This window comes from Nocardia sp. CY15 (genome assembly GCF_009829295.1).
Classification (GTDB): domain Bacteria; phylum Actinomycetota; class Actinomycetes; order Mycobacteriales; family Mycobacteriaceae; genus Nocardia; species Nocardia sputi.
This window is the reverse complement of sequence record NZ_VUOT01000010.1, coordinates 73,393-97,251: the sequence shown is the minus strand read 5'-3', so window position 1 is coordinate 97,251 and position 23,859 is coordinate 73,393. Positions and strand designations below refer to the sequence as shown.

The 23,859-nt window shown below is 69.3% G+C and carries 20 protein-coding genes and 1 pseudogene; 14 read left to right on the top strand and 7 right to left on the bottom strand.

The genetic code is table 11. From position 1 onward, the window contains the following. Positions 1-14 precede the first annotated feature (14 nt). The 4 genes and pseudogenes from GVY39_RS14730 to kstR all read right to left on the bottom strand — a co-directional run. Positions 15-878 (bottom strand): annotated as a pseudogene (locus tag GVY39_RS14730) (metal ABC transporter ATP-binding protein); the annotation flags it as partial. A gap of 4 nt (positions 879-882) precedes the next feature. After that, entirely contained in the window at positions 883-1,764 is an 882-nt protein-coding gene (locus GVY39_RS14725; RefSeq protein ID WP_370523791.1) for a metal ABC transporter solute-binding protein, Zn/Mn family, read from the bottom strand. A 160-nt stretch (positions 1,765-1,924) separates the two neighbouring features. After that, complete coding sequence (otsB, locus tag GVY39_RS14720; RefSeq protein ID WP_159924631.1) at positions 1,925-4,498, bottom strand: trehalose-phosphatase; 2,574 nt, start codon at positions 4,496-4,498, stop codon at positions 1,925-1,927. 275 nt (positions 4,499-4,773) lie between these two features. After that, positions 4,774-5,424 carry a cholesterol catabolism transcriptional regulator KstR gene (kstR, locus tag GVY39_RS14715; RefSeq protein WP_043686038.1) on the bottom strand — a complete coding sequence of 217 codons (651 nt, stop codon included), beginning with the start codon at positions 5,422-5,424 and terminating at the stop codon, positions 4,774-4,776. Positions 5,425-5,569: 145 nt separating this feature from the next. Between kstR and GVY39_RS14710 the strand changes: the two genes are divergently transcribed. The 7 genes from GVY39_RS14710 (at position 5,570) to GVY39_RS14680 (ending at position 13,283) form a co-directional block, all read left to right on the top strand. Beyond that, complete coding sequence (locus tag GVY39_RS14710; RefSeq protein ID WP_159924633.1) at positions 5,570-7,735, top strand: acyl-CoA dehydrogenase; 2,166 nt, start codon at positions 5,570-5,572, stop codon at positions 7,733-7,735. Between the two features lie 22 nt (positions 7,736-7,757). Further along, a complete protein-coding gene (locus tag GVY39_RS14705; RefSeq protein WP_159924635.1) occupies positions 7,758-8,822 on the top strand; it encodes an acyl-CoA dehydrogenase family protein in 1,065 nt (354 codons plus the stop codon). After that, positions 8,807-9,967 (top strand): acyl-CoA dehydrogenase family protein, encoded by a 1,161-nt coding sequence (locus GVY39_RS14700; RefSeq protein WP_159924637.1) that lies wholly within the window; start codon positions 8,807-8,809, stop codon positions 9,965-9,967. Before GVY39_RS14705 ends, GVY39_RS14700 begins: the two co-directional genes overlap by 16 nt. Before the next feature lie 18 nt (positions 9,968-9,985). Then, on the top strand, positions 9,986-10,921 hold the full coding sequence (locus GVY39_RS14695; RefSeq protein ID WP_159924639.1) for a bifunctional MaoC family dehydratase N-terminal/OB-fold nucleic acid binding domain-containing protein: 936 nt from the start codon (positions 9,986-9,988) through the stop codon (positions 10,919-10,921). 220 nt (positions 10,922-11,141) lie between these two features. Further along, a complete protein-coding gene (locus GVY39_RS14690; RefSeq protein ID WP_159924641.1) occupies positions 11,142-11,561 on the top strand; it encodes a MaoC family dehydratase in 420 nt (139 codons plus the stop codon). Continuing rightward, on the top strand, positions 11,554-12,732 hold the full coding sequence (locus GVY39_RS14685) for a lipid-transfer protein (RefSeq protein WP_159924643.1): 1,179 nt from the start codon (positions 11,554-11,556) through the stop codon (positions 12,730-12,732). The genes GVY39_RS14690 and GVY39_RS14685 overlap by 8 nt, the downstream gene beginning before the upstream one ends. Positions 12,733-12,845: 113 nt before the next feature. Next, entirely contained in the window at positions 12,846-13,283 is a 438-nt protein-coding gene (locus GVY39_RS14680) for an NUDIX domain-containing protein (protein ID WP_159924645.1), read from the top strand. A gap of 9 nt (positions 13,284-13,292) precedes the next feature. Here the strand turns inward: GVY39_RS14680 and GVY39_RS14675 are convergent, their stop codons facing one another. Continuing rightward, complete coding sequence (locus tag GVY39_RS14675) at positions 13,293-13,871, bottom strand: TetR/AcrR family transcriptional regulator (RefSeq protein WP_159924647.1); 579 nt, start codon at positions 13,869-13,871, stop codon at positions 13,293-13,295. Between the two features lie 63 nt (positions 13,872-13,934). Between GVY39_RS14675 and zapE the strand changes: the two genes are divergently transcribed. The 6 genes from zapE to GVY39_RS14645 all read left to right on the top strand — a co-directional run bounded on the left by zapE (position 13,935) and on the right by GVY39_RS14645 (position 19,301). Then, positions 13,935-14,960: a cell division protein ZapE gene (zapE, locus tag GVY39_RS14670; protein ID WP_159924649.1), complete on the top strand. Its 1,026-nt coding sequence runs from the start codon at positions 13,935-13,937 to the stop codon at positions 14,958-14,960. Positions 14,961-15,109: 149 nt separating this feature from the next. Continuing rightward, a complete protein-coding gene (locus tag GVY39_RS14665) occupies positions 15,110-16,057 on the top strand; it encodes a DUF4129 domain-containing protein (protein WP_195070255.1) in 948 nt (315 codons plus the stop codon). A gap of 34 nt (positions 16,058-16,091) precedes the next feature. Further along, a complete protein-coding gene (locus GVY39_RS14660; RefSeq protein ID WP_159924829.1) occupies positions 16,092-16,580 on the top strand; it encodes a hypothetical protein in 489 nt (162 codons plus the stop codon). Between the two features lie 29 nt (positions 16,581-16,609). Continuing rightward, on the top strand, positions 16,610-17,572 hold the full coding sequence (locus tag GVY39_RS14655) for a MoxR family ATPase (protein WP_159924651.1): 963 nt from the start codon (positions 16,610-16,612) through the stop codon (positions 17,570-17,572). Then, on the top strand, positions 17,569-18,843 hold the full coding sequence (locus GVY39_RS14650) for a DUF58 domain-containing protein (protein ID WP_159924653.1): 1,275 nt from the start codon (positions 17,569-17,571) through the stop codon (positions 18,841-18,843). The genes GVY39_RS14655 and GVY39_RS14650 overlap by 4 nt, the downstream gene beginning before the upstream one ends. After that, positions 18,840-19,301, top strand: coding sequence for a hypothetical protein (locus GVY39_RS14645; protein ID WP_159924655.1), 462 nt, complete (start codon positions 18,840-18,842; stop codon positions 19,299-19,301). The genes GVY39_RS14650 and GVY39_RS14645 overlap by 4 nt, the downstream gene beginning before the upstream one ends. 46 nt (positions 19,302-19,347) lie before the next feature. Here the strand turns inward: GVY39_RS14645 and GVY39_RS14640 are convergent, their stop codons facing one another. Beyond that, the gene (locus GVY39_RS14640) at positions 19,348-20,211 is read right to left on the bottom strand and encodes a MaoC/PaaZ C-terminal domain-containing protein (RefSeq protein ID WP_159924657.1); all 864 of its coding nucleotides are present in this window, start codon (positions 20,209-20,211) and stop codon (positions 19,348-19,350) included. A 207-nt stretch (positions 20,212-20,418) separates the two neighbouring features. After that, positions 20,419-22,119, bottom strand: a complete 1,701-nt coding sequence (gene kstD, locus GVY39_RS14635) for a 3-oxosteroid 1-dehydrogenase (protein ID WP_159924666.1) — start codon at positions 22,117-22,119, stop codon at positions 20,419-20,421. 114 nt (positions 22,120-22,233) lie between these two features. On the opposite strand from kstD, the gene GVY39_RS14630 reads away from it, so the two are divergent. Next, positions 22,234-23,859 (top strand): FAD-binding protein, encoded by a 1,626-nt coding sequence (locus GVY39_RS14630; protein WP_159924831.1) that lies wholly within the window; start codon positions 22,234-22,236, stop codon positions 23,857-23,859.

The following is a 23,859-nucleotide window of genomic DNA, read 5'->3' as shown; positions in this document are numbered from 1 at the left end:
GGTCCGTGGCAGTGGCCGCCCGCCGTGCCGAGCGCGTCCATGGTGTCGCCGGTGCCGACGACCACCAGACGCCCGCGTACCCGCAGGACGTCCACCTCGGTGCGGTACAGCTGTGACAGCACCGCGGAGGTCATCACCTCCTCCGGCGTCCCGATCCGGAACCGGCCGTCGACCAGGTACAGCACGCGATCCACCAGGGGCAGAATCGGATTGATCTCGTGCGTCACGAAGAGCACCGCGGTGTCGTGGGTGCGCCTGCGGCGATCGATCAGTTCGGCGACCAGCCGCTGGTTGGCCAGATCCAGGCTGAGCAACGGCTCGTCGCACAACAGCACCTTCGGATCGCCGACCAGCGCCTGCGCCACCCGCAGGCGCTGCTGCTCGCCGCCGGACATGGATTCCAATGGCGCGTAGGCGAAATGTTCCGCACCGACGTCGGCGATGGCAGCGGCCACCTTGCGCTTGCGCTCGGCTCGGTAGCGTAGTCCGAGCCCCCAGCGATGCCCGTCGACGCCGAGCCCGACGAGATCGACGCCGCGCAACTGCACTCCGGCGTCGATCGTCTTCTGTTGCGGCACATAGCCGATGTCGGGATTGCCCGCGCGCGCGGGCGAGCCCGCGATCCGGGCAGTGCCGGAACTCAAACCGAGTTGCCCCAGCAAAACCTTCAGCAGGGAGGTCTTACCCGACCCGTTCGGGCCGAGAACCGCGACGAACTCCCCGCGGGCGACAGTGAGATCCAGTCCGTCCCACAAGGTTCGGTCGCCGAACGACAACCGCGCCGACTCCAGCCGCACCGCGGCCGAGTCGTCGCCGATGCCCGACCGCCGTCGTTGCGCCCGGTCGGTGTGCTCGGTCAGCGCCGCTGGCTCGGTCATCCGCTCAGGCCAACGCGGCGGCCAAGGCCTGCGCGTTCTTCGTCTGCCACTGAATGTAATCCTCACCCTCGGGCAGGGTCTCGGTCACCTCGACGACGGCGATGCCCGCGTTCTGCGCGGTGTTCCGCAGGTCTTTGGTGATCTTGTCCTCGGTCTGCACGTTGTAGATCAATGCGCGGACGCGCTTGCCGGTGAGCAGGTCCTGGGTCGCCACGACGGCCGCGGGCGCCGGGTCGGTCTCCTGCTCGATGGCTTCCTGGAACTCGTGCGGCGTCAGATCGTCCGCCGCGGCGGCGGCCAAGAGGTAGTGCGCGAGGGGTTCGGTCTGCAGCACCGGCGTTTTCGGATGCTCGGCGGCGAGTTTGCCGGTGATGGCGGTGACCGCGGCGAGGCGGCCCTTGAACGTCGTCGCACGCTCGGTGTAGGCCGCGGCCTTGTCCGGGTCCAGTTCGCCGAGCTGGGCGGCGATGCGGTCGGCGACCACACCCACGGTGCGCACGTCGTACCAGATGTGCTCGTTCTCGTCGCTCTGGTCCACGCGCAGGGAGTACGCGTCCACCGTGCGCTTGTTCGTGCCCGCCACCGCCTTCTCGGCGAATTCGTCGTAGCCCCCGCCGTTGTAGACCACCAGATCGGCGTCGCTCAGTTCGGCCGACTCGACAGCGGAGGTCTCGTGTGAGTGCGGATCGGCGTTCGGATCGGTGATCAGCGACCGCACGGTGGCGTCGGGACCCGCGATGGCGGCGGCGATGTCACCCCATACGTCGGTGGAGGTGACGACGACCGGCTGGTCGGAGTCGGTGGAGTCGCCACACGCGGCGATTGTCGCTACGGAGGCCAACCCCACGGCGATGCCTACACACTTCATGGCGAATCTGGTCTTCACGTGGGGTACTCCTGGCAGTCCGGCAGATCAAAATGGAAATCGTTCCCGTTTAACTCTAGCAAATCCGGTCCGGCGGTAGGAGGTAACGCCCACGTGGAACGCGAAAACCAAGGGCCCGTGGACGATTCCTCGTTCGCGGGCCCTCGGTGAGCTCGAGACTTCAGACCAGCGCGGCCTCCACCGGCTGTCCGAGCAGCTGCGCGCAGCGCAACAGGCCGAGATGGCTGTAGGCCTGGGGATGGTTACCGAGCGAACGTTCGGCGACCGGGTCGTACTCTTCGCTCAGCAGCCCCGTCGGCCCCGCGACGTCGACCAGCTGGGCGAACAGCGCCTCGGCGTCCGAGCGCTTCCCGATCAGCAGGTACGCCTCGACCAGCCAGGCCGCGCACAGGTGGAATCCGCCCTCGCCGCCGGGCAAGCCGTCGTCGTGGTGATAGCGGTACACGGTCGAGCCGCTGCGCAGCTCGGCCTCGGTCGCCACGACGGTCGCCGCGAAGCGCGGGTCGGAGGGGTCGATCAGGCCGCTCAGCCCGATGTGCAGCGTGGCCGCGTCGAGGTCGGTGCCGTCGTAGGCCGCGGTGTAGGACTGCACGTCGTCGTTCCAGCCCTTCGCCTTCACCTCGTCGGCGATGGTGTCGCGCAGCACCGGCCAGGCCGGATCGGCCTCGCGATCGAACTTCTGCGCCAGGGTCAGCGCACGATCGACGGTCAGCCAGCCCATCACCTTCGAGTACACGTGGTGGCGGGGGTTGCCGCGGATCTCCCAGATGCCGTGGTCGGGCTCCTGCCAGCGCCGCTGGACCGCCGAGACCATGGCGCACACCAGCTCCCAGTCGGCATCGGGCAGCACGTGCGCGGGATCGGTGACGCCCCGCAGCTCCCTGGCGTGCGCCAGGGTGGCGATGAGATCCACGATCGGGCCGAAGACGTCCAACTGCACCTGCATGTTGGCCGCGTTGCCGACGCGGACCGGACGCGAGCCCGCGTAGCCGGGCAACTGGTCGATCGAGGCCTCCGGCGGCAGCGTCTCGCCGTACAGCGTGTACAGCGGGTGCAGGCGCTCGGGGCCGGGCAACGTCTCCAGTACCCGGTGCACCCAGCCGAGGTAATCCTCGGCCTCGGTGAGGGAGCCGAGCGAGACCAGCGCCTGGGCGGTCAACGCGGCGTCGCGCAGCCAGCAATAGCGGTAGTCCCAGTTGCGCACGCCGCCGATGTCCTCGGGCAGCGAGGTGGTGGCGGCCGCGAGGATCGAACCGGAGGGCGCGTGCACGAGGCCGCGCAGGGTCAGCGCGGAGCGCTTCATCAGGTCGGGCTTCAGCGGCGGCAGCGTGAGCGTCGAGGCCCACTCCGACCAGTACCGCTCGGCCTCCCGGCGCCGCTGGGCCTCGCTGGTCTCGGCGGGTTCGAGGTCGAAGGTGCCACAGCGCAATTCGAGCACGACCGGGCCTTTGGAGGGGTCGACCACGGCACGTGCCGACTCGTGGGTCCCGTCGGAGACGATCTCCCATCGCACGCCGGGGGAGCGCAGCACGATCGGATCGTTGGTGCCGTACACGCGCAGCCCGCCCTCCTGCGCTTCGAGGTTCACCGGCACCTGGCCGAACTCCGGCCGGGGAGCGAAGGTGACCACGGCCTTCGCGTCGCCGGTGATCACCCGGGTGAGGTCGGTACGCGTGGGCGCGACGTCGTGCGGCAGGTAGTCGGTGACTTGCAGACTGGCCCAGCGCGTTTCGACGGTCATCGTGCCGTCGACGTAGCGCTGCGAGAGCGGCAGCCCCGGCCGCTCGGGCTCGATGGTGAAGTGACCGCCCTGCGGGCCGCCGAGCAGGTGCGCGAACACCGCGGCGGAGTCCGGCTCCGGGTGGCAGAACCAGGTCACCGTGGCGTCCGGGGTGAGCAGCGCGACCGAGCGCGGGCTGGCCAGCATGGTCAGCCGCTCGATACGCGGCGCGCTCGCGCCCGCCAGCCAGGTCCGGCGCTCCTCCAGCAGGTAGGCCAGCGCCCAGGCCACGGCCTCGGTGCTGTCCACCCGGAACTTGGCCAGGCTCTCGCCGTCGCCGACCTTGATGCCGACGTCCGGGCCCGCGAGCACCCGGAACGCCTTCTCGTCGGTGACGTCGTCACCGAAGAACACCGCGGCCGAGGCCCCCGCCTGATGCCGGACGGTGTCCAGTGCGGTGCCCTTGTCGGTCTGCACCACGGCCAGTTCGATGACGGCCTTGCCCTCGGTGACCTGCACGCCGAACCAGCACGCCGGACCGAGCCGGACCTGCGACAGCGCCCGATGACCGATCTCCGGGCTGGCGTTGCGCACGTGCAACGCCACACTGGCAGGCTTGATCTCGACGGTGACGCCCGGGTTGTCCGCGGCGATCTGGTTCAGCGCCGTCTGCACCTCTCTGAGCAGGTGCTTGGCGTCGTTGTCGATCGCGTGTACGAAGCCGACGTCGAATTCCGAGCCGTGGCTGCCGATCAATTGCACTTCGACCGGCAACCGCGACAGCGCCGCGAGATCTCGCAGCGCGCGGCCGGAGATCACGGCGGCAGTGGTCCCGGTCAGGCCGGCGAGGGCTCGTAACGCGCTCACCGATTCCCGATGGGGGAAGGCTTTGGCCGGATCGGACACGATGGGCGCGAGTGTCCCGTCGTAATCCGATGCGACCAGCAGCCGTGGCACGCGCGCGACCGTCGACAGTGCACGGCGAAGTTCCAGTGGCAGATCCTGTGCGCTCACGCATCCAACCTAGTGATCGGAGGAGTTTTTTCAGGGGGCGGGCAAAACAATACTGTGTTGAATTTGCCGCACAGCAGCGCGCCGGTCCGCGTGCGCACGATAACGCAGGTGCTGAACCGGTGTCCGGTGGATCTGCCCAGCTAACGGCGACGGGATCCGAGCGGGTGAGCTTCGTCGCAGTACAGCGGCCGTTCGAACCCGGCATGGTGGCCGGGCGTCGAATTGCTCGCCGTGCGCTGAATTGCCCGCCGTGCGCTGGGGGATCCCGATCGAGCTTACTGGTTGCGTTCGCCGAGCAGGAGGTCGACGGTCAGTTCCAGGCGTTCGGTGACGTCGGTGGCCGAGGCGCGCCGGGTCAGCCAGGCGACGAGATTCGACAGCCACACATCGCTGATCACGCGCGCGATGGCCAGTTGGCGTTCGGTGGGCTCCCCATCGTTCATGGCTCGCGCGAAGACGCGGTCCATCACCTTGCCGACGCGGTCGACCTCGGCGGCGGCGGAGGCGTCGGCGAACATGAACGCCCGGGTCATGGCCTCGGTCAGCAGCGGGTCGCGCTGCATCATCCGGGTGATCTGGGTGAGCAGCAGGTGCATGCGCTCCTGCGGGGACTGCCCGGCAAGCGGCTTGCGTTTGCCCTCGATCTGCTCGAATTCCCGCGACAGCGCCGAGACCAGCAGGTGCACCTTCGACGGGAAGTAGCGGTACAGCGTGCCGACCGCGACATCGGCGCGTTCGGCGACCGCGCGCATCTGCACCGCGTCGTAACCGCCCTTGGACGCCAGCGCCAAGGTCGCGTCCAGGATCCGCTTGCGCCGCTCGCGCTGCGCCGCCGAACTCAGTTCGTCCTCGGAGAGCGTGGTGACCGTAGCGGCGGGCCGCGCCGCGCTCGGGTCGGCTGGCTGCGATCGGGACGGACTGGCCATTGATGAAAGTCCTTTCCGGAAACGTCGTTTCGTCGGCTGTGTGCGCGGTCGCACCGCGGCGGTGATGGTCTCTTGACTTCCGCCCGGCTAGGATATTAGAACATGTTCTAGGTGTGGGAGTCACGCCGGAAAGGCGGTATGGAGTGTGACCATCGCCACCACTGACGAGCATAAAGCCGTTCAGGAGTCGATGCGCGGGTGGGCCGCTTCGGCCCGTCCGATTGCAACAATGCGGACCGGCGCGGCCGACTTCTGGCGCGGCTACTGGCCCGCGCTGGCCGAGATCGGGATCTTCCGGGTCGCGGTGGCCGAGGAGGCGGGCGGCGCGGGCGGATCGGTTGCCGATCTCGCCGTGCTGATGGAGCAGGCGGCGCACGACCTGGTCGGCGGCCCCGTGCTGGCAACGGCTCTGGCCAATCTGATCACGGCGGGCCGGCTCGCCGAGGACATGCCGTGCGGTGTCGCGCTCGACTTCGTCGTCGGATCGACGGTGAGCGTACCCGCCGCAAGCGACGGCGTGTTGCTCACGGGTACCTGGGATTCCGTCCTCGGCGCCGCGCCCGGCACTGCCGTCCTGCTGCCGGTCGACCACCCGCACGGGCAGCGCTGGTGCCTGGTGCCACCCGACGCCGACGGCCTGCGGGTGGAGGCGCTCACGCCGCTGGACCCGAGCACTCCGCTGGCGCGGGTGCACTGCGCCGACCTGCGGGTGCCCGCCGAACAGGTGTTCACCCCGCCGCACGACGCCGGGGATCTGCTCGTCGCGCTGGTCGCCGCCGAACTGGCCGGGCTCGCGGGCTGGTGCCTGGAGACCGCGGTCGACTACGCCAAGGTGCGCGAGCAGTTCGGCCGTAAGATCGGCTCGTTCCAGGCGGTCAAGCACATCTGCGCCTGGATGCTCTGCCGCACCGAACTCATCCGCGCCGTAGCCGCCGACACCGCGGCCGCCGTGGACGACGGAGGCGCGGAACTGCCGATCGCCGCCGCCATCGCGGCCGCGATCGCCTTGGACGCCGCGGTCGAGACCGCCAAGGACTGCATCCAGGTGCTCGGCGGCATCGGCTTCACCTGGGAGCACGACGCGCACCTGTATCTGCGCAGGGCGACCGCGCTGCGTCAACTGCTCGGCGGCTCGGCGCGCTGGCGGGCCCGGGTCACCGAGCTGACCCGTCAGGGTTCGCGGCGCACCACCGGGGCCGACCGGGTCTTCGCCGAAGGCGCCGTCCCCGGCGCGGGCTCGGCCGTGGCGGGAAGGGGCGCGCGCGAACTGGCCGCCGAGGTCGCGCGGATCGCGGCTCTGCCCGCACAGCGGCAGCGCGACGCACTGGTCGAGGCGGGTCTGGTCATGCCGCATTGGCCGCGGCCGTACGGGCGCGCCGCGGACCCGATGACCGGTCTGGTGATCTCCGAGGAACTGCGCCGCGCCGGGCTCACGGCGCCGGACCTGGCCATCGGCGGCTGGGCGATTCCCACGCTGTTGGGACACGGAACGCCGGAACAGATCGAACGCTTCGCGTGGCCGACCTTGCGCGGCGAGGTGGTGTGGTGCCAGCTGTTCAGTGAACCCGAGGCGGGCTCCGACCTCGCCGCGCTGCGGACCAGCGCGAAAAAGGTGGACGGCGGCTGGGTGCTGCGCGGACAGAAGGTGTGGACGTCACTGGGCGACAAGGCGAATTGGGCGATTTGCCTGGCGCGCACCGATCCGGATGCGCCCAGGCATAGGGGCATCACCTATTTCTTGGTCGACATGCACGCCGCCGGACTCGAAGTCCGCCCACTGGTGCAGATCACCGGTGAGGCGCGTTTCAGCGAGGTTTTCCTCGACGACGTGTTCGTGCCGGACGATTGTGTGGTCGGCGCATTGAACAATGGATGGCAGATCGCCCGCTCGACCCTGGCGACCGAGCGGGTCGCGATGGGTGGCAACGGCATCGGTCCGGTGCTCGAAGAGCTGATCGCGAAATCGCCCGCCACGGGACCGGGCACAGAATTGGTGAACGACCGGCTCGGCGGATTCGTCGCCGAGGCCGTCGCCGGACTTCTGCTGGAACAACGCGCGGCAGTGAAGTTGCTTGCCGGGGGAGACCCGGGCGCACAGAGTAGTGTTCGCAAATTGGTCGGGGTGCGCCACCGCCAAGCGGTCGCGGAATTCGCTGTCGAGACGACAGGGCCTTCCGGCGCGCAGGATACCGAAGTGGTGAAGGAATTCCTGCTCACGCGCTGTCTATCGATCGCTGGTGGAACCGAACAGATTTTGCTCACCGTGGCCGGTGAGCGAATTCTCGGGCTGCCTCGTGACGCGAACAGCTAGTCGCCGACAACCGGGAGAAAACGTGGATTTCACCAGGGACGAGGGCCAGGACGCGGTCGCCGAGGTCGTCGTGAGCTTGCTGGAGCGAGAACCCGCTCGCGATATGGAGCTGTGGCCGAGATTGGTCGACTCCGGACTGCTCGTCGTCGCGGTACCCGAGCGGCACGGCGGCGACGGCATGGGGCTACTCGAAGTATCGGCGTTACTGACCGAGCTGGCGACCGACGCGGTCGCGGTTCCCGCTCTCGCGACACTCGGGTTCGGCGTGCTGCCGATGGTGGCGAGTGCGCCGGAGAGCGCGATAGCGCGAGTGCTGCCCGAGGTCGCCAAGGGAACCGTGCTCACGGCAGCGCTGAGCGAACCCGCTGCGCCTTTCACCGTCAAGCCGGAGACCATCGCTGTCACCAGCGGGAACACCGTGCGTATCAGCGGGCACAAAGTGGCCGTGCCCTACGCCGAGGAGGCGAGCTGGCTGCTCGTGCCGACCAGTTCCGGCATCGCCCTGGTCGACGCGCAGGCCGAAGGGCTCACCCTGACGCCCACGCCGGTCTCCGGTGGCATCCCCGAATGCACCGTGCGCCTCGACCAGGTGGAGATACCCGCCGAACAGCACTGGAGCACCGGCCTGGCCGATCTGCACCGGCTGGCGCTCGCCTCGATCGGCTCGGTAGCCGATGGGTTGCTCAAGGGTGCGATCACCCTCACCGCCGAGCACCTGCGGACCCGTCACCAGTTCGGCAGGCCGCTGGCCCAGTTCCAGGCCGTGGCCCAGCAGATCGCCGACCTCTACGTCGTCTCGCGAACCCTGCACGTCGCCGCGGTCTCGGCGAACTGGGCACTTGCTCAGGATGATTCGAGCCAGGAGCATCGCGACCGCACCGACGACGACCTGGAGATCCTGGCCTACACCGTCACCGCGGAACTGCCCGCGGCCATGCAGAAGTGCCATCACCTGCACGGCGGTCTCGGCGTGGACGTGACCCACCCGATGCACCGCTACTACTCACAAGCCAAGGACCTCGCCCGCTGGCTCGGCGGCGCGTCGCTGCGGCTCGATCGTCTGGGGGCCAGATGTTCATCGACCTGACCACCGAGCAACGCCGGCTGCGCGACGAACTGCGCGCCTATTTCGCCGATCTCGTGACTCCCGAGGAGGAGGCCGCGATGGCGGTGAACCGGCACGGCGACGCCTACCGCGCCGTCGTGCGCCGGATGGGCCGCGACGGCCTGCTCGGCGTCGGTTGGCCGAAGGAATACGGCGGGCAGGGTTTCGGGCCGGTCGAGCAGCAGATCTTCTTCAACGAGGCGGTCCGCGCCGACGTCCCGCTTCCGTTGGTGACGCTGCTGACCGTCGGCCCCACCTTGCAGCAATTCGGCACCGAGGAGCAGAAGCAGCGGTTCCTGCCCGGAATCCTCTCCGGAGAGATCCATTTCGCGATCGGCTACTCCGAACCGGAGGCGGGCACCGACCTGGCCGCGCTGCGCACGTCCGCGGTGCGCGACGAGTCGGGGGACTGGGTCGTCAACGGGCAGAAGATCTTCACCACGGGCGCGCACGAAGCCGATTACGTGTGGCTGGCCTGCCGCACCGGCTCGGCCGAGTCGCGCCACCGCGGCATCACGATCCTGATCGTGGATACCACCGATCCCGGCTACTCCTGGACGCCGATCATCACCTGCGACGGCGCCCACCACACCAACGCGACCTATTTCGACAACGTGCGCGTCCCGGCGAGCATGCTGGTCGGCGAGGAGAACCGAGGCTGGAAGCTGATCACGACTCAGCTCAACCACGAGCGGGTGAGCCTGGGTCCGTCCGGCAAGATCGAGCAGCTCTACGACCGGGTGCGCGACTGGGCGCAACCGCGCGGCGTGCTCGCCGAACTCGACGTGCGGCGCGCGCTGGGCCGCATCCACGCCATGGTCCGGCTGAACGAACTGCTGAACTGGCAGGTGGCCGGGACCGTCGACGGCGATCAGTCCCAGGTGATCGCCGACGCGTCGGCCACCAAGGTGTACTCCACCGAATCGCTGCAGGAGGCGGGCAGGCTCGCCGAAGAGATCGTCGGCCGCTACGGCGACCCGGCCGACCCTGCCACCGGCGAACTGCTGACCTGGCTGGACCGCAGGACGAAGCAGAACCTCGTGGTCACCTTCGGCGGCGGCGTCAACGAGGTTATGCGGGAGCTGGTCGCCTCGTCCGGACTGCGGTTGCCGCGAGTACCCCGATAACGAGTGAAGGAGCCGCGCGTGCCGGAAACCACTACTCCGGAGGCGATCGTCGCCGCAGCCGAAGCGATTCGGGCGGCGGGTGAGTGCGCGCCCCGTTTCGGGCGTGATCCGGTGAACCAGCCGATGATCAACAACTGGGTCGAGGCGCTGGGTGACGCCAATCCGATCTACGTCGACGAGCAGGCGGCGCGCGCCGTGGGACATCCCGGCATCGTCGCGCCGCCCGCCATGGCGCAGGTGTGGACCATGTTCGGGCTCAACGGTTCGCGGCCCGCCGACGATCCGATGGGCGCGGCCACCGAACTACTCGACGCCGCGGGCTACACCTCGGTGGTGGCCACCGATTGCAGGCAGACCTATCACCGCTATCTCAGTGTCGGTGAGCAGGTTTCGGTCACCAGCACGCTGTCGGACATCCGCGGCCCGAAGCGGACCGCGCTGGGTGAAGGGTGGTTCGTCACCTTTCAGACCACCTGGCGGGTCGGTGAAGAGGTGGTCGCCGAGATGCTGTTCCGGTTGTTGAAATTCGCCCCGGGCACCGCGGCGCAGGTGCCCGCCGCGGGCGAGCGGGTGAAGCCGCTGGTCTCCTGGGACACCGAATTCTTCTGGGAGGGAGCCAACGCCGGGGAGCTGCGCATCCAGCGACTCCCGGACGGATCGCTGCGGCATCCCCCCATCCCGGCCATCTGGCAGGACAAGTCGAAACCCACCGATTACGTCGTCGCCTCCGGGCGCGGCACGGTGTTCAGTTACGTCGTACACCACGCGCCGAAGGTGCCGGGGCGGCAGTTGCCGTTCGTGGTGGCGCTGGTCGAGTTGGAGGAGGGCGTTCGCATGCTCGGTGAATTGCGCGGCATCGAGCCCGCCGCGGTGGAGATCGGCCTGCCGGTCGAGGTGGGCTTCGAGAAGCTCGACGACGAGGCAACCCTGCCGCTCTGGGTGGTGCGCGCGTGAGCGGTCGAGCCCGGAGGAGGCAGCGCAGCGTGACCACGCAGGGCTCCGCTCATGCGCAGAAAGGACCCGGCGTGAGCGGTCGAGCCCGGAGGAGGCAGCGCAGCGTGACCACGCAGGGCTCCGCTCATGCGCAGAAAGGACCCGGCGTGAGCGGTCGAGCCCGGAGGAGGCAGCGCAGCGTGACCACGCAGGGCTCCGCTCATGCGAGGAAGGAGGCACTGTGACCGCCGCCGTCGAACCGGGGTCCGTGCGGGTGGGCACGGTGTTGCCCGAGCTGGTGATCGATGCCGACCCCACGTTCGTGATCAGCACCGCCCTGGCCACCCGGGATTTCCAGGACGTGCACCACGACCGGGACAAGGCCGTCGCCCGCGGCTCCAAGGACATCTTCGTCAACATCCTCACCGACACCGGCTTGGTGCAGCGCTTCGTCACGGACTGGGCGGGTCCGCGCGCTGTCGTCAAGTCGATCGCGCTGCGCTTGGGCGTGCCTTTGTACGCCGGGGACACGCTGACGCTGACCGGCACGGTGACCGCGCTGGAGGGCGAGGACATCCACATCGACGTGGTCGGCAAGGACAGCCTCGGCGACCACATCACGGCCACGGCCGTCATCGCGTTGTGGCGGGCCGATGACTGAGCAGGGTATTTCCGGCCGCGCGGCCGTCGTTGGCATCGGCGCCACCGATTTCTCGAAGGACTCCGGACGCAGCGAACTACGGCTGGCCGCCGAGGCGGTCACCGCCGCGCTGGCGGACGCCGGCCTGACGCCCGCGGACGTGGACGGGCTGACCACGTTCACCATGGACACCAACACCCAGGCCGCCGTCGCCAGGGCGGTCGGCATTCCACGCTTGAAGTTCTTCAGCCACATCGGCTACGGCGGCGGCGCGGCGTGCGCCACCATCCAGCAGGCCGCGATGGCGGTGGCCACCGGCATCGCCGACGTCGTCGTGGCCTATCGCGCGTTCAACGAGCGGTCGGTGTCGCGGTTCGGGCAGTTCTCCACGGCGCTGGCCACCGCGCCCACCTCCTCGGGCATCGACGCGGGGTGGTCCTATCCGCAGGGGCTGGGCACACCGGCCGCGCAGGTGGCGATGGTCGCCCGGCGCTACATGCACGTCTACGGCGCCACCAGCGAGGACTTCGGCCGAGTGGCCGTCGCCGACCGCAAGCACGCCGCGGTGAACCCGGCCGCCTTCTTCTACGGCAAGCCGATCACCCTGGCCGACCACCAGAATTCCCGGTGGATCGCCGAGCCGCTGCACCTGCTGGACTGCTGCCAGGAGTCCGACGGTGGCGTGGCGATCGTGGTGACGAGCGTCGAGCGCGCCCGCGACCTGCCGCAGCGCCCGGCCGTCATCGCGGCCGCCGCGCAGGGTTCCGGCGCGGACCAGTACGTGATGACCAGCTACTACCGCGACGCCATGACCGGCCTTCCGGAGATGGGCCTGGTCGGCGACCAGTTGTGGGCACAGAGCGGATTACGTCCGCAGGACATGCAGGCCGCCGTCCTCTACGACCACTTCACCCCGTTCGTCCTCATGCAGTTGGAGGAACTCGGGTTCTGCGGCCGGGGCGAGGCGAAGGACTTCATCGCCGACGGCGCCATCGAGGTCGGTGGACGGCTGCCGCTCAACACCCACGGCGGACAACTCGGTGAGGCGTACATCCACGGCATGAACGGCATCGCCGAAGCCGTGCGCCAAATCCGCGGCAACTCGGTCAATCCGGTACCCGACCTGACCAACATCCTGGTCACCGCGGGCACCGGCGTTCCCACTTCCGGCCTGGTCCTCACCGCCGACTGAACCGTCCTCGCACACGCCGCCGCTCGATTCGCACCCGCCACGGCCGGTGCGGAGAACGTGCGGCGTGTGCGAAGCGTTTCGGGTGAACGTTCCGGGAGCGTAGGTTGAGGGCGGTGGCGGATCGGCATCTGGTTGATGTGCACGTGCTGTTGCTGCGCGGCGAGGAGTTGCTGCTGAGCAGGCGGCGCAGCGCGGACGAGTTCGACGGCTTGTGGCATCTGCCGGCCGGAAAGCTGGAGTCGGGGGAGTCGGCGCTCGCCGCGGCGGTTCGCGAGGCGTGCGAGGAGGTCGGCGTGGTGATCGACCCGGCGGCTCTGCGGCACGTCCATACCGCGCACGTCGTCGGTTCCGGGCGGGAAGCTCGGATCGGATTGTTCTTCGAGACTCGCCGCTGGTCGGGTGAGCCGGTCAATCGCGAGCCCGACAAGTCCTACGAGCTCCGCTGGTTCCCCCTCACAGACCTTCCGGCCACGCTCATCCCGTATCCGGCCGCGGGCATCCGCGGCTACCGCACCGGCGAGACCTACAGCCAGCGGGGTTGGCCGAACTGAGCGCAGCGGTCACGCGCTCAGGTGAGAAACGAGCAGGCGGGCGAGCTGCCGCACGCTCTCCGGCGTGTCCGGCCGCAGGGAGCTGCGATTGCCCGCGAAACGGTCGAAGACGGCCCCTTCCACGACCGCGACGAAGTCGTCGGCTCTGCTGTCCGGGTCGGGTGCGCCCATGGCGCGGAAGAGGTCCCGGGCGCGGTCGGGGGAGAAGAGGCTGTGTACGAGCCGGGGACGCAGGTCGTGATCATCGAGCAGGTCGACCAGTAGCGCGTGGCGAGCGATCAGGTGTGCGCGCCGCTCGGCCAGTAGCCGGTCGAGCCAGGCGGCGATGGCCTCCGCGATCGATCGAGCATTCGGCGCGCCGGTCGGCGTGAACTCGGCGGCGGCGAAATCCTCGCGGGAACGGGTGGTGATCCGGTCCACGATGGCCTCGACGAGGGCGCGTTTGGTGCGGAAGTAGTAGGAGGCCGATCCGGCGGGCAATCCCAGTTCCGAGTCCAGCGCCCGGTGCGTGAGCGCCCGCAGTCCCCGTGTCGCGATCAGTTCGATGGCCGTGTCGACGAGGAGCACGCGCCGGTCGCCTGTGGACATGATCACCCTTCCTGGCCGCCGCGCGGCCCCGTCCTCTACAAATGTAGAGGACAAGGAGATGGCATGGAACCCGATGTGAGTGGTTGGGACGCCGACCAGGTGCGGGCGGCGCAGCGGTTGCGGGAGTTGGTCGATCGGCGCGGTAGGCCGGTCCGGCGTCATCGGGGCGTCTACCTCTACGGTGGGCCGGGCCGGGGCAAGACGATGCTCATGAACCGGTTCTTCGCCGAGGTGGCCTCCGAACGCAAACGTCGCTTCCACTTCCACCAGTTCTTCGCCCGCTTGCACGCCGCCGCACACCGGTACGGCTCGATCGACGCCGCGGTGGACGACCTGCTCGGTGACGCCCTGCTGATCTGCTTCGACGAATTCCATGTGCACGACATCGGCGACGCGATGCTGATCGCCCGACTGCTCGGCGCGCTGTTCGCCCGCCGCGTCGCACTGGTGGTGACCTCGAACTATCCGCCGGCCGCGCTGCTGCCGAATCCGCTGTTCCACGACCGGTTCGTTCCGACGATCGAGCTGATTCTCGCGAACATGGACGTGGTGGCCGTCGACGGCGGGACCGATTATCGCGCCCTGGCTTCCCGTGGTTGCCGTACCGGATTCGCGGCGGGACGGTACGTCGTGGCCCCGGGGCCGCGCGCGGCTCGGAAGACGCCACCGGATGCGACCGTCGACGCTCGGAAACGCGATGCGGCGCAACAGGACAACGATCCGCGCCTCGAAATTCCCCTCGCCGCCGCAAGTTTGCACGCTATCGCCGAAGGTGACGACCTGCTCGTCGTCGACTTCGCCGCATTGTGCGGAGTCCCAACCTCCGCTGCGGATTATGTAGAACTGGCCCAACGATTTCTGCGCTGGGAAATACGGGATGTACCACCGCTGCGCGAAGTTCCGCCCGACTGGACGATGCGTTTCGTGAACCTGGTCGATGTTCTCTACGACACCGACCGTGAACTCACCGTCGTCGCGTCCGCGGCGCTCGGCGAGCTGGTGCGCGACGTCCGGGAAGTGCCGGATATATCACGTTTGACGAGCCGACTTTGTGAATTGTCCCAGTCATTGCCCGCTATCGCCCGGTAGTCGCAGCCGCCACGAGCGACCTGTCGCCTTCGGTGCACAGTCGCGGTTTAAGAGGAGGAACTCCGAAGTATTCCATTCCATCCCGAGCCGACCGCCCGGCATGTAACTATGTGGCTGTTTTGTGCAGTACTCAGAATTGGTGGTACGCAGTGAGCAGGGCGCGAGCGCCGATATCGCGCGTGATCGTGCTGATCACGCTGCTGTCTTTTGCCGCCATCGCCTTGCACGGATACATCCCAGGAATTACCGAGGCCGAGCCGCGCAGGCACGCTCCCTCCGCCTTGTCGGTCGCGCTCATGCCGGTGCTGCTCACCGTGTCGATAGTGATCTTGCTGGCGGGGGTGATCGCGAGCCAGCACCGGTTGCCGCTGGCCATGCCCGAGCCGGAACGCGAGGACGAGCGCGCACAGTGGCGTCTCGGGCGGGTCGGACTGGCTGTGCTCGGAGCGCTCGCGCTGCTGGCGGTGCTGCTCGCGGCCGCGTCGGCGATCTACTTCATCGGCGCGAGCACACCGAGCGAGCCCGCGCGCCCGGCCGCGCCCGCCACCACCACGGGCACTCCGCCGGAGCAGGGAGCCCCGCCGCCCGCCGAATACGACCCGACGCCGGCGGAGCTGACCGGCACGGCGCTGGTGCTGGCCGCGATCGCGGCGGCGGGCTTGCTGACGGTGGCGATGAGCGGTTTGGTCGTCGTCGCGGTGTCCGCGCGGCGCAGGCCGGTGCCCGCCCCGGCGCAGTCGGTTCCGGCGGCGCCCACCGTGGCCGACTCGTTGGCCCGCGCGGCCGAGATGGGCTTGGCCGCGATGAACGCCCCCGGTCAGGACCCGCGCACCGCGATCATCGCCTGCTACGTCGCGATGGAGCGCGGCCTCGCCTCCGATCGCGCCGCCGCCCCGCTGATCTCGGACACTCCGATGGAGGTGCTGGCCCGAGCGTTCGAACGCGGCGCGCTGCACGACGCGTCCGCCCGCGAGCTGGTCGCCTTGTTCGAGGAGGCGAGGTTCAGCCCGCACGCCATGCTCGAATGGCAGCGCATGCGGGCCGAGCAACTGCTGCGCATCGTGCTCGCCGATCTGCAAGGGGAGGTTCCCGCGTGAACGGTCGGCCGGGGAAGGACGCGGCGTGAATCGAATGGGGGTGGTGGTCGCCTGTGTGATCGTCGTCGCGCTGATCGAGCTGGTCGCAGTCGAGCGCGCCCGCGGGTTGCTGCTGATCGTTACCGGGATCCCGGTGGCGGTGGCACTGGGCTGGCTGGTCTGGTCGCTGCGCGAGCGCTCCGGGGCCGGGGCCGAGGACTCGATCGAGGACATGGAGAACGGTCCCGCTGAGATGCTGCAACGCTGGCACGCCAGGGCGGAGATGCTCGCGGACCGCGCGGACGGAACTCGTGCCGATTGGGACCGGCACTTGCGTCCGTTGCTGGCGAAAGAGTTCGAACTGTCCAGCGGCCAACGGGTCGCGAAGAACCGCAGGGCGGTCGAAGCGGCGGGCATCCATCAATTCGGGCCCGAACTGTGGCGCTGGGTGGACCCGGCAAATTCGGCCCTTCGTGATCAGACCAGCAGGGCACCGGGACGTGCGGCGCTGGACGAGATCCTGAGCCGCCTGCAGAGAATGTGAAATGGGTTGAGGCAAGTGCGGGTACACAGATGACCATGCCGATGGACGTGACCATCCAGCGCAGCGAGGCCGTGCTCCGGGAGCTGTCCCGGGTCGTGGTCGGCAAGCAGGACGAGTTGCAGTTGATCATGATCGCCGTGCTGTCCGGTGGGCACGTGCTGATCGAGGACTTACCCGGCCTCGGTAAGACGCTCATCGCGAGATCGTTCGCGGCCGCGCTCGGGTTGCAGTTCAACCGCGTGCAGTTCACCCCCGACCTGCTGCCCGCGGATCTGCTCGGCTCGACGATCTACGACATGTCCTCCGGCCGGTTCACCTTCCGCCGCGGTCCGGTGTTCACCAACCTGCTGCTGGCCGACGAGGTGAACCGCACCCCGCCGAAGACGCAGGCCGCGCTGCTGGAGGCGATGGCGGAGGGGCAGGTCAGCATCGACGGCGAGACGTTCATGCTGCCGCAGCCGTTCGTCGTGCTCGCCACCGACAACCCGATCGAGTACGAGGGCACCTACCCCCTACCGGAGGCCCAGCTCGACCGGTTCGCCATCCAGCTGCGGCTGGGGTATCTGTCCGAGCAGGACGAGACGCAGATGATCCGGCGCAGGCTCGAGCGCGGCGCACAGCAGCCGCAGGTCAACCAGGTCGTGGACACCAACGGGCTGCTGGAGATGCGGCAATCCGTCGAATACGTGACCGTGCATCCCGACGTGGTCAGCTACGTGGTCGCCCTGGCCTCCGCGACCAGAGGACATCCGCAGGTGGAGGTCGGCGCGAGCCCGCGCGCGGAACTGGACCTGGTGCAGATGTCCCGGGCGCGGGCGCTGCTGCTCGGCCGCGACTACGTGATCCCAGAGGACGTCAAGGCGCTGGCGGTCCCGGCCATGGCGCACCGGATCACGCTGCGGCCGGAGATGTGGGTGCGCCGCATCCGTGGCGAAGACGTGATCACCGAATTGCTGCGCCGTCTGCCCGTCCCGCGCGCCACCGTGACATGAGGCACCGCGACGCCAGCTCCGCGGTCGACATCGAATTGCGGTGGCGACCCGCGCCGCTGGTCTTCATGCTCGCGGCATGTGCGGCGGCGGCACTGGTGCTCGCGGTGGTCCTCGGCCGATGGCAGCTGCTGGTGTTCGCCGCCCCATTGCTCGGCGTGCTGGCCACCGCGCCGTGGCAGCAGTCCTCGACCAGGATCCAGGTCGACGGCGGCGGCACGCTGCGCTGTTTCGAGACCGAGGAAGTGGTGCTCACCGTCGCCGCCTTCGTCGAGAAGGGACATGCGCTGCTGCGCCTGAAACCGGAAGGCGCTACAGGGCTGGAAGTCCAGGTCGAGGAGGCCAGTGACTCCGGAGTCGCGCCCGCCGGGCTGCGGCTGGCCCTCTCGGCGAGCAGGTGGGGGCGCTACCCGGTATCGGTGCGGGTGTCGGCGCTGAGCCCGGCCGGGCTCGCGGTCGCCACCGCGGTGCTGCCCGCGGGCCAGCTGTTCGTGTACCCGATCACCGATCCGCAGCGGATGCGCTTGCCGCGCACCGAACTGCCCGAGCGGCTCGGTACCCACCTGACCCGCAGGCACGGTCCCGGCGTCGAATACGCGGACATCCGTGCCTACGCGCCCGGTGACCAGCTGCGCATCGTGAACTGGCCGGTGAGCGCGCGGCGCGGGCGGCTGTATGTCACCGAGCGGCTGACCAACCGTTCCGCGGACGTCGTGGTGCTGGTGGACACCTCCCAGCAGGCGCCGGGACCGGCCACCGACTCGCTGGAGTTGTCGGTGCGCGGCGCGGCGCAGGTGGTGCAGTCGACCTTGCAGGCGGGCGATCGCACCGCGGTGGTCTGCCTCGGCCGGGAACCGCGCTGGCTGCGGCCGGATATCGGGCGCCGCCAGTTCTACCGCATCGTGGACACCGTGCTGGACGTCGGCGACGAGCACATTCCGACCACCGGCACCCTCGCACCGCACGCCGCCGTACCGCTCGGCGCGATCGTGGTGGCCTTCTCCACGCTGCTGGATACCCAGTTCGCGCTCGCGTTGATCGACCTGCGCAAGCGCGGGCACGTGGTGGTCGTGGTGGACGTGCTGCGCGGCACGCCGTTCCACGAGCACCTCGACCCGATCCTGGCCAAGATGTGGCAGCTCGAGCGCGCGGCGATGTACCGGGACATGGGCACCGTCGGCGTCGACATCGTGGCATGGCCGCAGGACGCCCGCCTGGACCAGATCATGCGGGCGCTCCCGGAGCACCGCCGGACCGTTCGGGTGCGCCGATGACCAGATTCCTCGCTGTTCTGTCCGGGGTGTTGCTGGTGGCGTCGGTGGCACTGCTGGAGCCGTGGATCGGCATTCCCGCCTCGATCCTGGTCGCGCTCGGCTGGTGGTTTCGGCCGCTCGCGGTCTGTGCGGTGCTGCTCGCGCTCGGCGTGCTGGCGATCGCCGACGCCGGTGTGCTCGCCTCCGCCGCAACGGGTTTGGTGGCCACGACCTATCTGCTCAACGCCGCGACGGTGACCGCCCCGCACGGGGTGGTGCCGACAACGATCCCCTCGGTGGCCGGAGCGGTCGGTTTCGCGGCGGTGGCGGTGTGCGCCGCCCTCGTCCCGCTGCGCCTGGCCTGGGCGCCGCTGGCCGCGCCGGTGCTGGTCGTCGTGCTCTACGCCCTGGTGATCCAGGGCGTAGCCGCACGACGCGGCCGTGACGACCGAGAACTTCCGGCGTCCAGTGGAATCTGACGCCCCGCCCAGGCGCAGCGTGCCGTCGCGCGGCACGAAACGAACCTCAGGCGCGGAATCGCAGGGTGACGTCGCCCAGCACCGGGGCATCGTCGCGTTCGACCACGGTCGCGGCGATGGTCAGTTGGTCGTCCTGCCGCCAGATCCGAGTGCGGATCGTTTCACCCGGGTAGAGGACGCCGGAGAACCGGGCGCGGAAACCGGTGACGCGGCTCGCGTCCGAGCCGAGCACGGTGTCGGTCGCGGTCTTGCACACGATGCCGTAGGTGCAAAGCCCGTGCAGGATGGGCGCGGGAAATCCCGCAGCGCGGGCGAATTCGGGGTCGGAGTGCAGCGGGTTGCGGTCGCCGGACATCCGGTAGAGCAGCGCCTGCTGCGGCAACGTCGGTGTGGTGACCTCGAAATCCGGGGCGCGGTCGGGCAAGGAGGACTTGTTGCTGGGGCCACGCTCGCCGCCGAAGCCGCCCTCACCCTTGGCGAAGATCGATGAGCGTTCGGTCCACAGCAGGGCGCCGTCGGAGCCGGTGACCGTGTGCTCCTGGACGATGACCGCTGCCGAGCCCTTGTCCCAGACTTCGGCGATCCGACTGGCTTTGGTCGCTTTTCCCGCCGCCGGGATCGGGCGGTGCACCTCGACCTCCTGATGGCCGTGCACAACCTTCGCCAAGTCGATGTCGATGCCGGGGAACTTCACTTCGGGCGGCTCGGTCTCGTGCACCGTCGCCGCCACGGTGGCGAAGGTCGGCAGCACCTGCGGTTCCCGGTCATCGAGGTAGCGCAGCTCGGCGGGGTCGGTCCAGCGCGTGCCCGCGCCGAGGCCGAGCTGGTAGAGCTGCACGTCCGAGGGGGTCCAGGCGAACTCCCGGCTGGGCAGCTGCGCGCCGAGCGCGATCTTCGGGTCGATGGGCATCAGTTCTCCTTGTGCATGGATGTGGATCGATCCGGCGAGCCAGGCCGCGCCGGAGACGATGGCGCCCTTCCGACGATCCTGCGCGGTGGGACCGCGGCTCGCCAGTGCGTCGTCCGGTCGGCGGGATCGTTCGCGTGGCCACCGCATCGGACGGCGCGGTCCGGGTCGGGCTGGTCTGCGGCCGCGACCCACACCGCGATCTCGTCGTCAGGCTCCCGCCGTGGCGGCGGCGGGCTGCTCCTTCTTGCGCTTGGCGATGTCGAGCACCGCGAGGTAGCCGAAGGTGATGGCGGGGCCGATGGTGGCGCCTGGTCCGGCGTAGGTGTGACCCATCACCGGGGCGCTGACGTTGCCGGAGGCGTACAGGCCCTCGATGACGGTCCGGTCCTCGCGCAGCACCCGCCCAGCGGTGTCGGTGACCAGACCGCCTTTCGTGCCGAGGTCGCCGGGCACGATCTCGGCCGCGTAGAACGGGCCCTCCACCAGCGCCGCAAGGCACGGGTTCGGCTTGACCGTCGGATCGCCGTAGTACTTGTCGTAGGCGCTGTCACCGCGGTGGAAATCCTCGTCCACTCCGGTGGCCGCGAAGCCGTTGAACCGTTCGACGGTGGCGGCGAGCTTCTGCTCGGGCACCCCGATCTTCGCGGCCAGCTCGGTCAGCGTCTGCGCCTGCACGATGAGGTCGTTTTCCATCCAGCGGGACGGAAACCGCTGACCGGGCTGTAGTCCCGCGAAGATGTAGCGGTTGCGGTAGCGCTGGTCGAACACCAGCCACGCGGGCACGTTCTCGCCGGGGCCGTCGCCCTGGCCGTACTCGCCGCCGTACATGGTGTGCACGGCCTCGACGTAAGGAGCGGACTCATTCCCGAAACGCTCACCGTCGGCGTTCACGATGATGCAGCCCGGCAGATTGCGCTCGGCCAGGCAGAACCAGGGCTTGCCGCCTTTGAAGATCGTCGGCCCCCACCACGCGTCGGCCATGATGTCGATGTCCGCGCCGAGTTCGAGACCGGCGCGGATGCCGTCGCCGGTGTTGGCGGGCGCGCCGGTGGTCCATTCGGTGGTGATGGGTTCGCGCTGGTAGGCGTGGCGCATCTCGGCATTGTGCTCGAATCCGCCGCTGGCCAGCACCACGCCGTACCTGGCGGTGAAGCGCACGGTCTCACCCTCGTGTTCGGCCTCGACGCCCGCCACGCGGTCGTCCTCGACGATGAGCCCGGTCAGCGGGGTGTTCAGCAGCAGCGGCACGTTCGCGTCCAGCAGGCCCTTGCGCAGCGCGGCGGCCAGTGCCTGTCCCATCCCGAGCAGGTGCTTGCCGGTCAGCCGGGCCCAGGTGGTGCGCGCGCCGACCCGCATGGCGCGCAGCATGCCGCGCGGATGCCGCCGGATGAGGTTGAGCTGCTTGAAGTCGGCTTGGGTGACCACGACGTTCAGCGGAGCCTTGCTGTAGGCGGGCTCCAGGTTGAAGCGTTCCGCACCGAGGATCTTGGCGTCGAAGGGCCTGGGTTCGCACGAGCGTCCCGCGGCGAGTCCACCCGGCGCCTCCGGGTAGTAGTCGGAGTAACCCGGCACCCAGCGCATCTTCAGCGGCGTGTGGTCGAGCACGAAGTCGAACGCTTCCGCACCGCGATCGATGTAGGTGTCGATCCGTTCGGCGGGCACGACGTCGCCGATGATGCTGTGCAAGTAGGTCCGCGCGTCCTCGCGGTCGTCGGGCCGACCGGACGCGCGCAGCGCCTTGTTGCCCGGGATCCACACACCACCGCCGGAGCGCGCGGTCGACCCGCCGTAGTGCGCGGCCTTTTCGATGACCACCACGCTCAGCCCATGATGGGCCGCGGTGAGTGCGGCGGTCATGCCGGCGGCGCCGCTGCCGACCACCACCACGTCGTATTCCCGATCAGTCATGTAGAACACGTTATAGAATGGACGCGCCATTGGTCTATGTTGTGTGGCAGAAGACTTGCTCGACGTTCCATTTGTCGAGGAAACTTGTTTCAGTTTCAGACCGGAGTGGAGTACATGGGCCTCGAATGGGACCTGGCCACCGACGTTGTCGTGGTCGGATACGGCGCCGCGGGTGCGGCGGCCGCGCTGGAAGCGACCGAGGCGGGCGCGCAGGTGCTCGTGCTCGAACGCTTCGCCGGGGGCGGGACGTCGGCGCTGTCCGGCGGCATCATCTACGCGGGCGGCGGCACCTCCGTGCAGCGGGAGGCGGGGGTGGAAGACACCCCGGAGGCGATGTACGCCTATCTCGAGCGTGAGGTCGGCGACGCGGTCACCCCTGAGACGCTGCGCCGGTTCGTCGACGAGAGTCCGGAGCTGATCGAGTGGCTGAAGGCGCACGGCGTCCCGTTCGAAGCCTCGCTGTGCCCGTACAAGACCTCCTACCCCAACGACCGCTACTACTTGTATTACTCGGGCAGCGAGATCTCCGGCGCGTTCCGCGACATCCCCGCCGCTCAGCGCGGGCATCGTGTGAAGGGTAGGGGCACGTCGGGGAAGAAGCTCACCGGCCCGCTCGCGGCGGCGGCGGCCCGAGCGGGTGTGCGCGTGGAAACCCTCACCCGGGTGACCCGATTGCTCACCGACGATGCGGGCGCGGTGATCGGCGTCGAATGCCACACGCTGCGCGACGCGCCCGGCCGGGTCCGGGACCGGTACACCCGGATGGCGCAGATCGCGGCCAAACCAGGCATCTACTACCCGCCGCTGCGGCGGTCGCTGGAACAGCGGCTGGCCCGGCTGGAGCGCCGGTACGGCAGCACGATCCGGGTCCTCGCGCGGCGCGCGGTGGTGCTCGCCGCGGGCGGGTTCATCGCCAATCGCGACATGATTCAGCAGTACGCTCCCGCCTTCCACGGTGGTCTCGCCCTCGGCACCACCGCCGACGACGGCAGCGGCATCCTGATGGCCCAGCAGGTCGGCGCGGCCTTGGACCGCATGGACAACGTCTCCGCGTGGCGGTTCCTGCTCCCGCCCAGCGCATTCACCGGTGCGCTGCTGGTGGACGCCGCGGGTCGCCGGGTCATCGACGAGACGCGCTACGGCGCCGCGGTGGGCAACGCGCTGATCACCGAGCACGACGGCAAGGGCTGGCTGCTGGCCGACGACCCGCTGATGCGCACCGCGATCGGCCAGATCGGCGAGCAGGGCGCATGGTTCCAGCGCGGCCAGTTCGAGACGATGCGGCGCACCGCGATCCGCGGCGCCACCTTGGAGGAAGCCGCCGTCAAGGCGGGCATCGACCCAGCCGGATTGCGCGCGACGGTCGAGGCGCACAACACCGCGATCGAGACCGGAGACCCCGATCCGGTCGGCAAGCCCGCCGAGTTCACCAATCCGGTCCGCACCGGCCCGTTCTGGCTGTTGGATGTGGGCATCAAACCGAGCCTGACCAACCCGTGCCCCATGCTCACCCTCGGCGGCGTCGTCGTGGACGAGCGCACCGGCGCGGCCAAGACCATCGAGGGCCGCGACATTCCCGGCCTCTTCGCGGCCGGGCGCACCGCGATCGGCGTCTGCTCCAAGTCCTACGTCAGCGGTCTTTCGCTGTCGGACTGCGTCTTCTCCGGCCGCAGGGCAGGCCGGTCCGCCGCGGGTGAGCAGGTCTCGGCGCTCGAACAAGCAACTGTGGAAGGGAATTAG

What these genes read in the sequence shown, in the direction of transcription:
- GVY39_RS14640 (WP_159924657.1), bottom strand. Translation starts at nt 20,211, where the DNA reads ATGCCCATCGACCCGAAGATCGCGCTCGGCGCGCAGCTGCCCAGCCGG.
- kstR (WP_043686038.1), bottom strand. Translation starts at nt 5,424, where the DNA reads ATGGCCAGTCCGTCCCGATCGCAGCCAGCCGACCCGAGCGCGGCGCGG.
- GVY39_RS14700 (WP_159924637.1), top strand. Translation starts at nt 8,807, where the DNA reads ATGTTCATCGACCTGACCACCGAGCAACGCCGGCTGCGCGACGAACTG.
- GVY39_RS14650 (WP_159924653.1), top strand. Translation starts at nt 17,569, where the DNA reads ATGAGGCACCGCGACGCCAGCTCCGCGGTCGACATCGAATTGCGGTGG.
- zapE (WP_159924649.1), top strand. Translation starts at nt 13,935, where the DNA reads ATGGAACCCGATGTGAGTGGTTGGGACGCCGACCAGGTGCGGGCGGCG.
- GVY39_RS14685 (WP_159924643.1), top strand. Translation starts at nt 11,554, where the DNA reads ATGACTGAGCAGGGTATTTCCGGCCGCGCGGCCGTCGTTGGCATCGGC.
- GVY39_RS14645 (WP_159924655.1), top strand. Translation starts at nt 18,840, where the DNA reads ATGACCAGATTCCTCGCTGTTCTGTCCGGGGTGTTGCTGGTGGCGTCG.
- GVY39_RS14660 (WP_159924829.1), top strand. Translation starts at nt 16,092, where the DNA reads ATGGGGGTGGTGGTCGCCTGTGTGATCGTCGTCGCGCTGATCGAGCTG.
- kstD (WP_159924666.1), bottom strand. Translation starts at nt 22,119, where the DNA reads ATGACTGATCGGGAATACGACGTGGTGGTGGTCGGCAGCGGCGCCGCC.
- GVY39_RS14630 (WP_159924831.1), top strand. Translation starts at nt 22,234, where the DNA reads ATGGGCCTCGAATGGGACCTGGCCACCGACGTTGTCGTGGTCGGATAC.
- GVY39_RS14675 (WP_159924647.1), bottom strand. Translation starts at nt 13,871, where the DNA reads ATGTCCACAGGCGACCGGCGCGTGCTCCTCGTCGACACGGCCATCGAA.
- GVY39_RS14655 (WP_159924651.1), top strand. Translation starts at nt 16,610, where the DNA reads ATGACCATGCCGATGGACGTGACCATCCAGCGCAGCGAGGCCGTGCTC.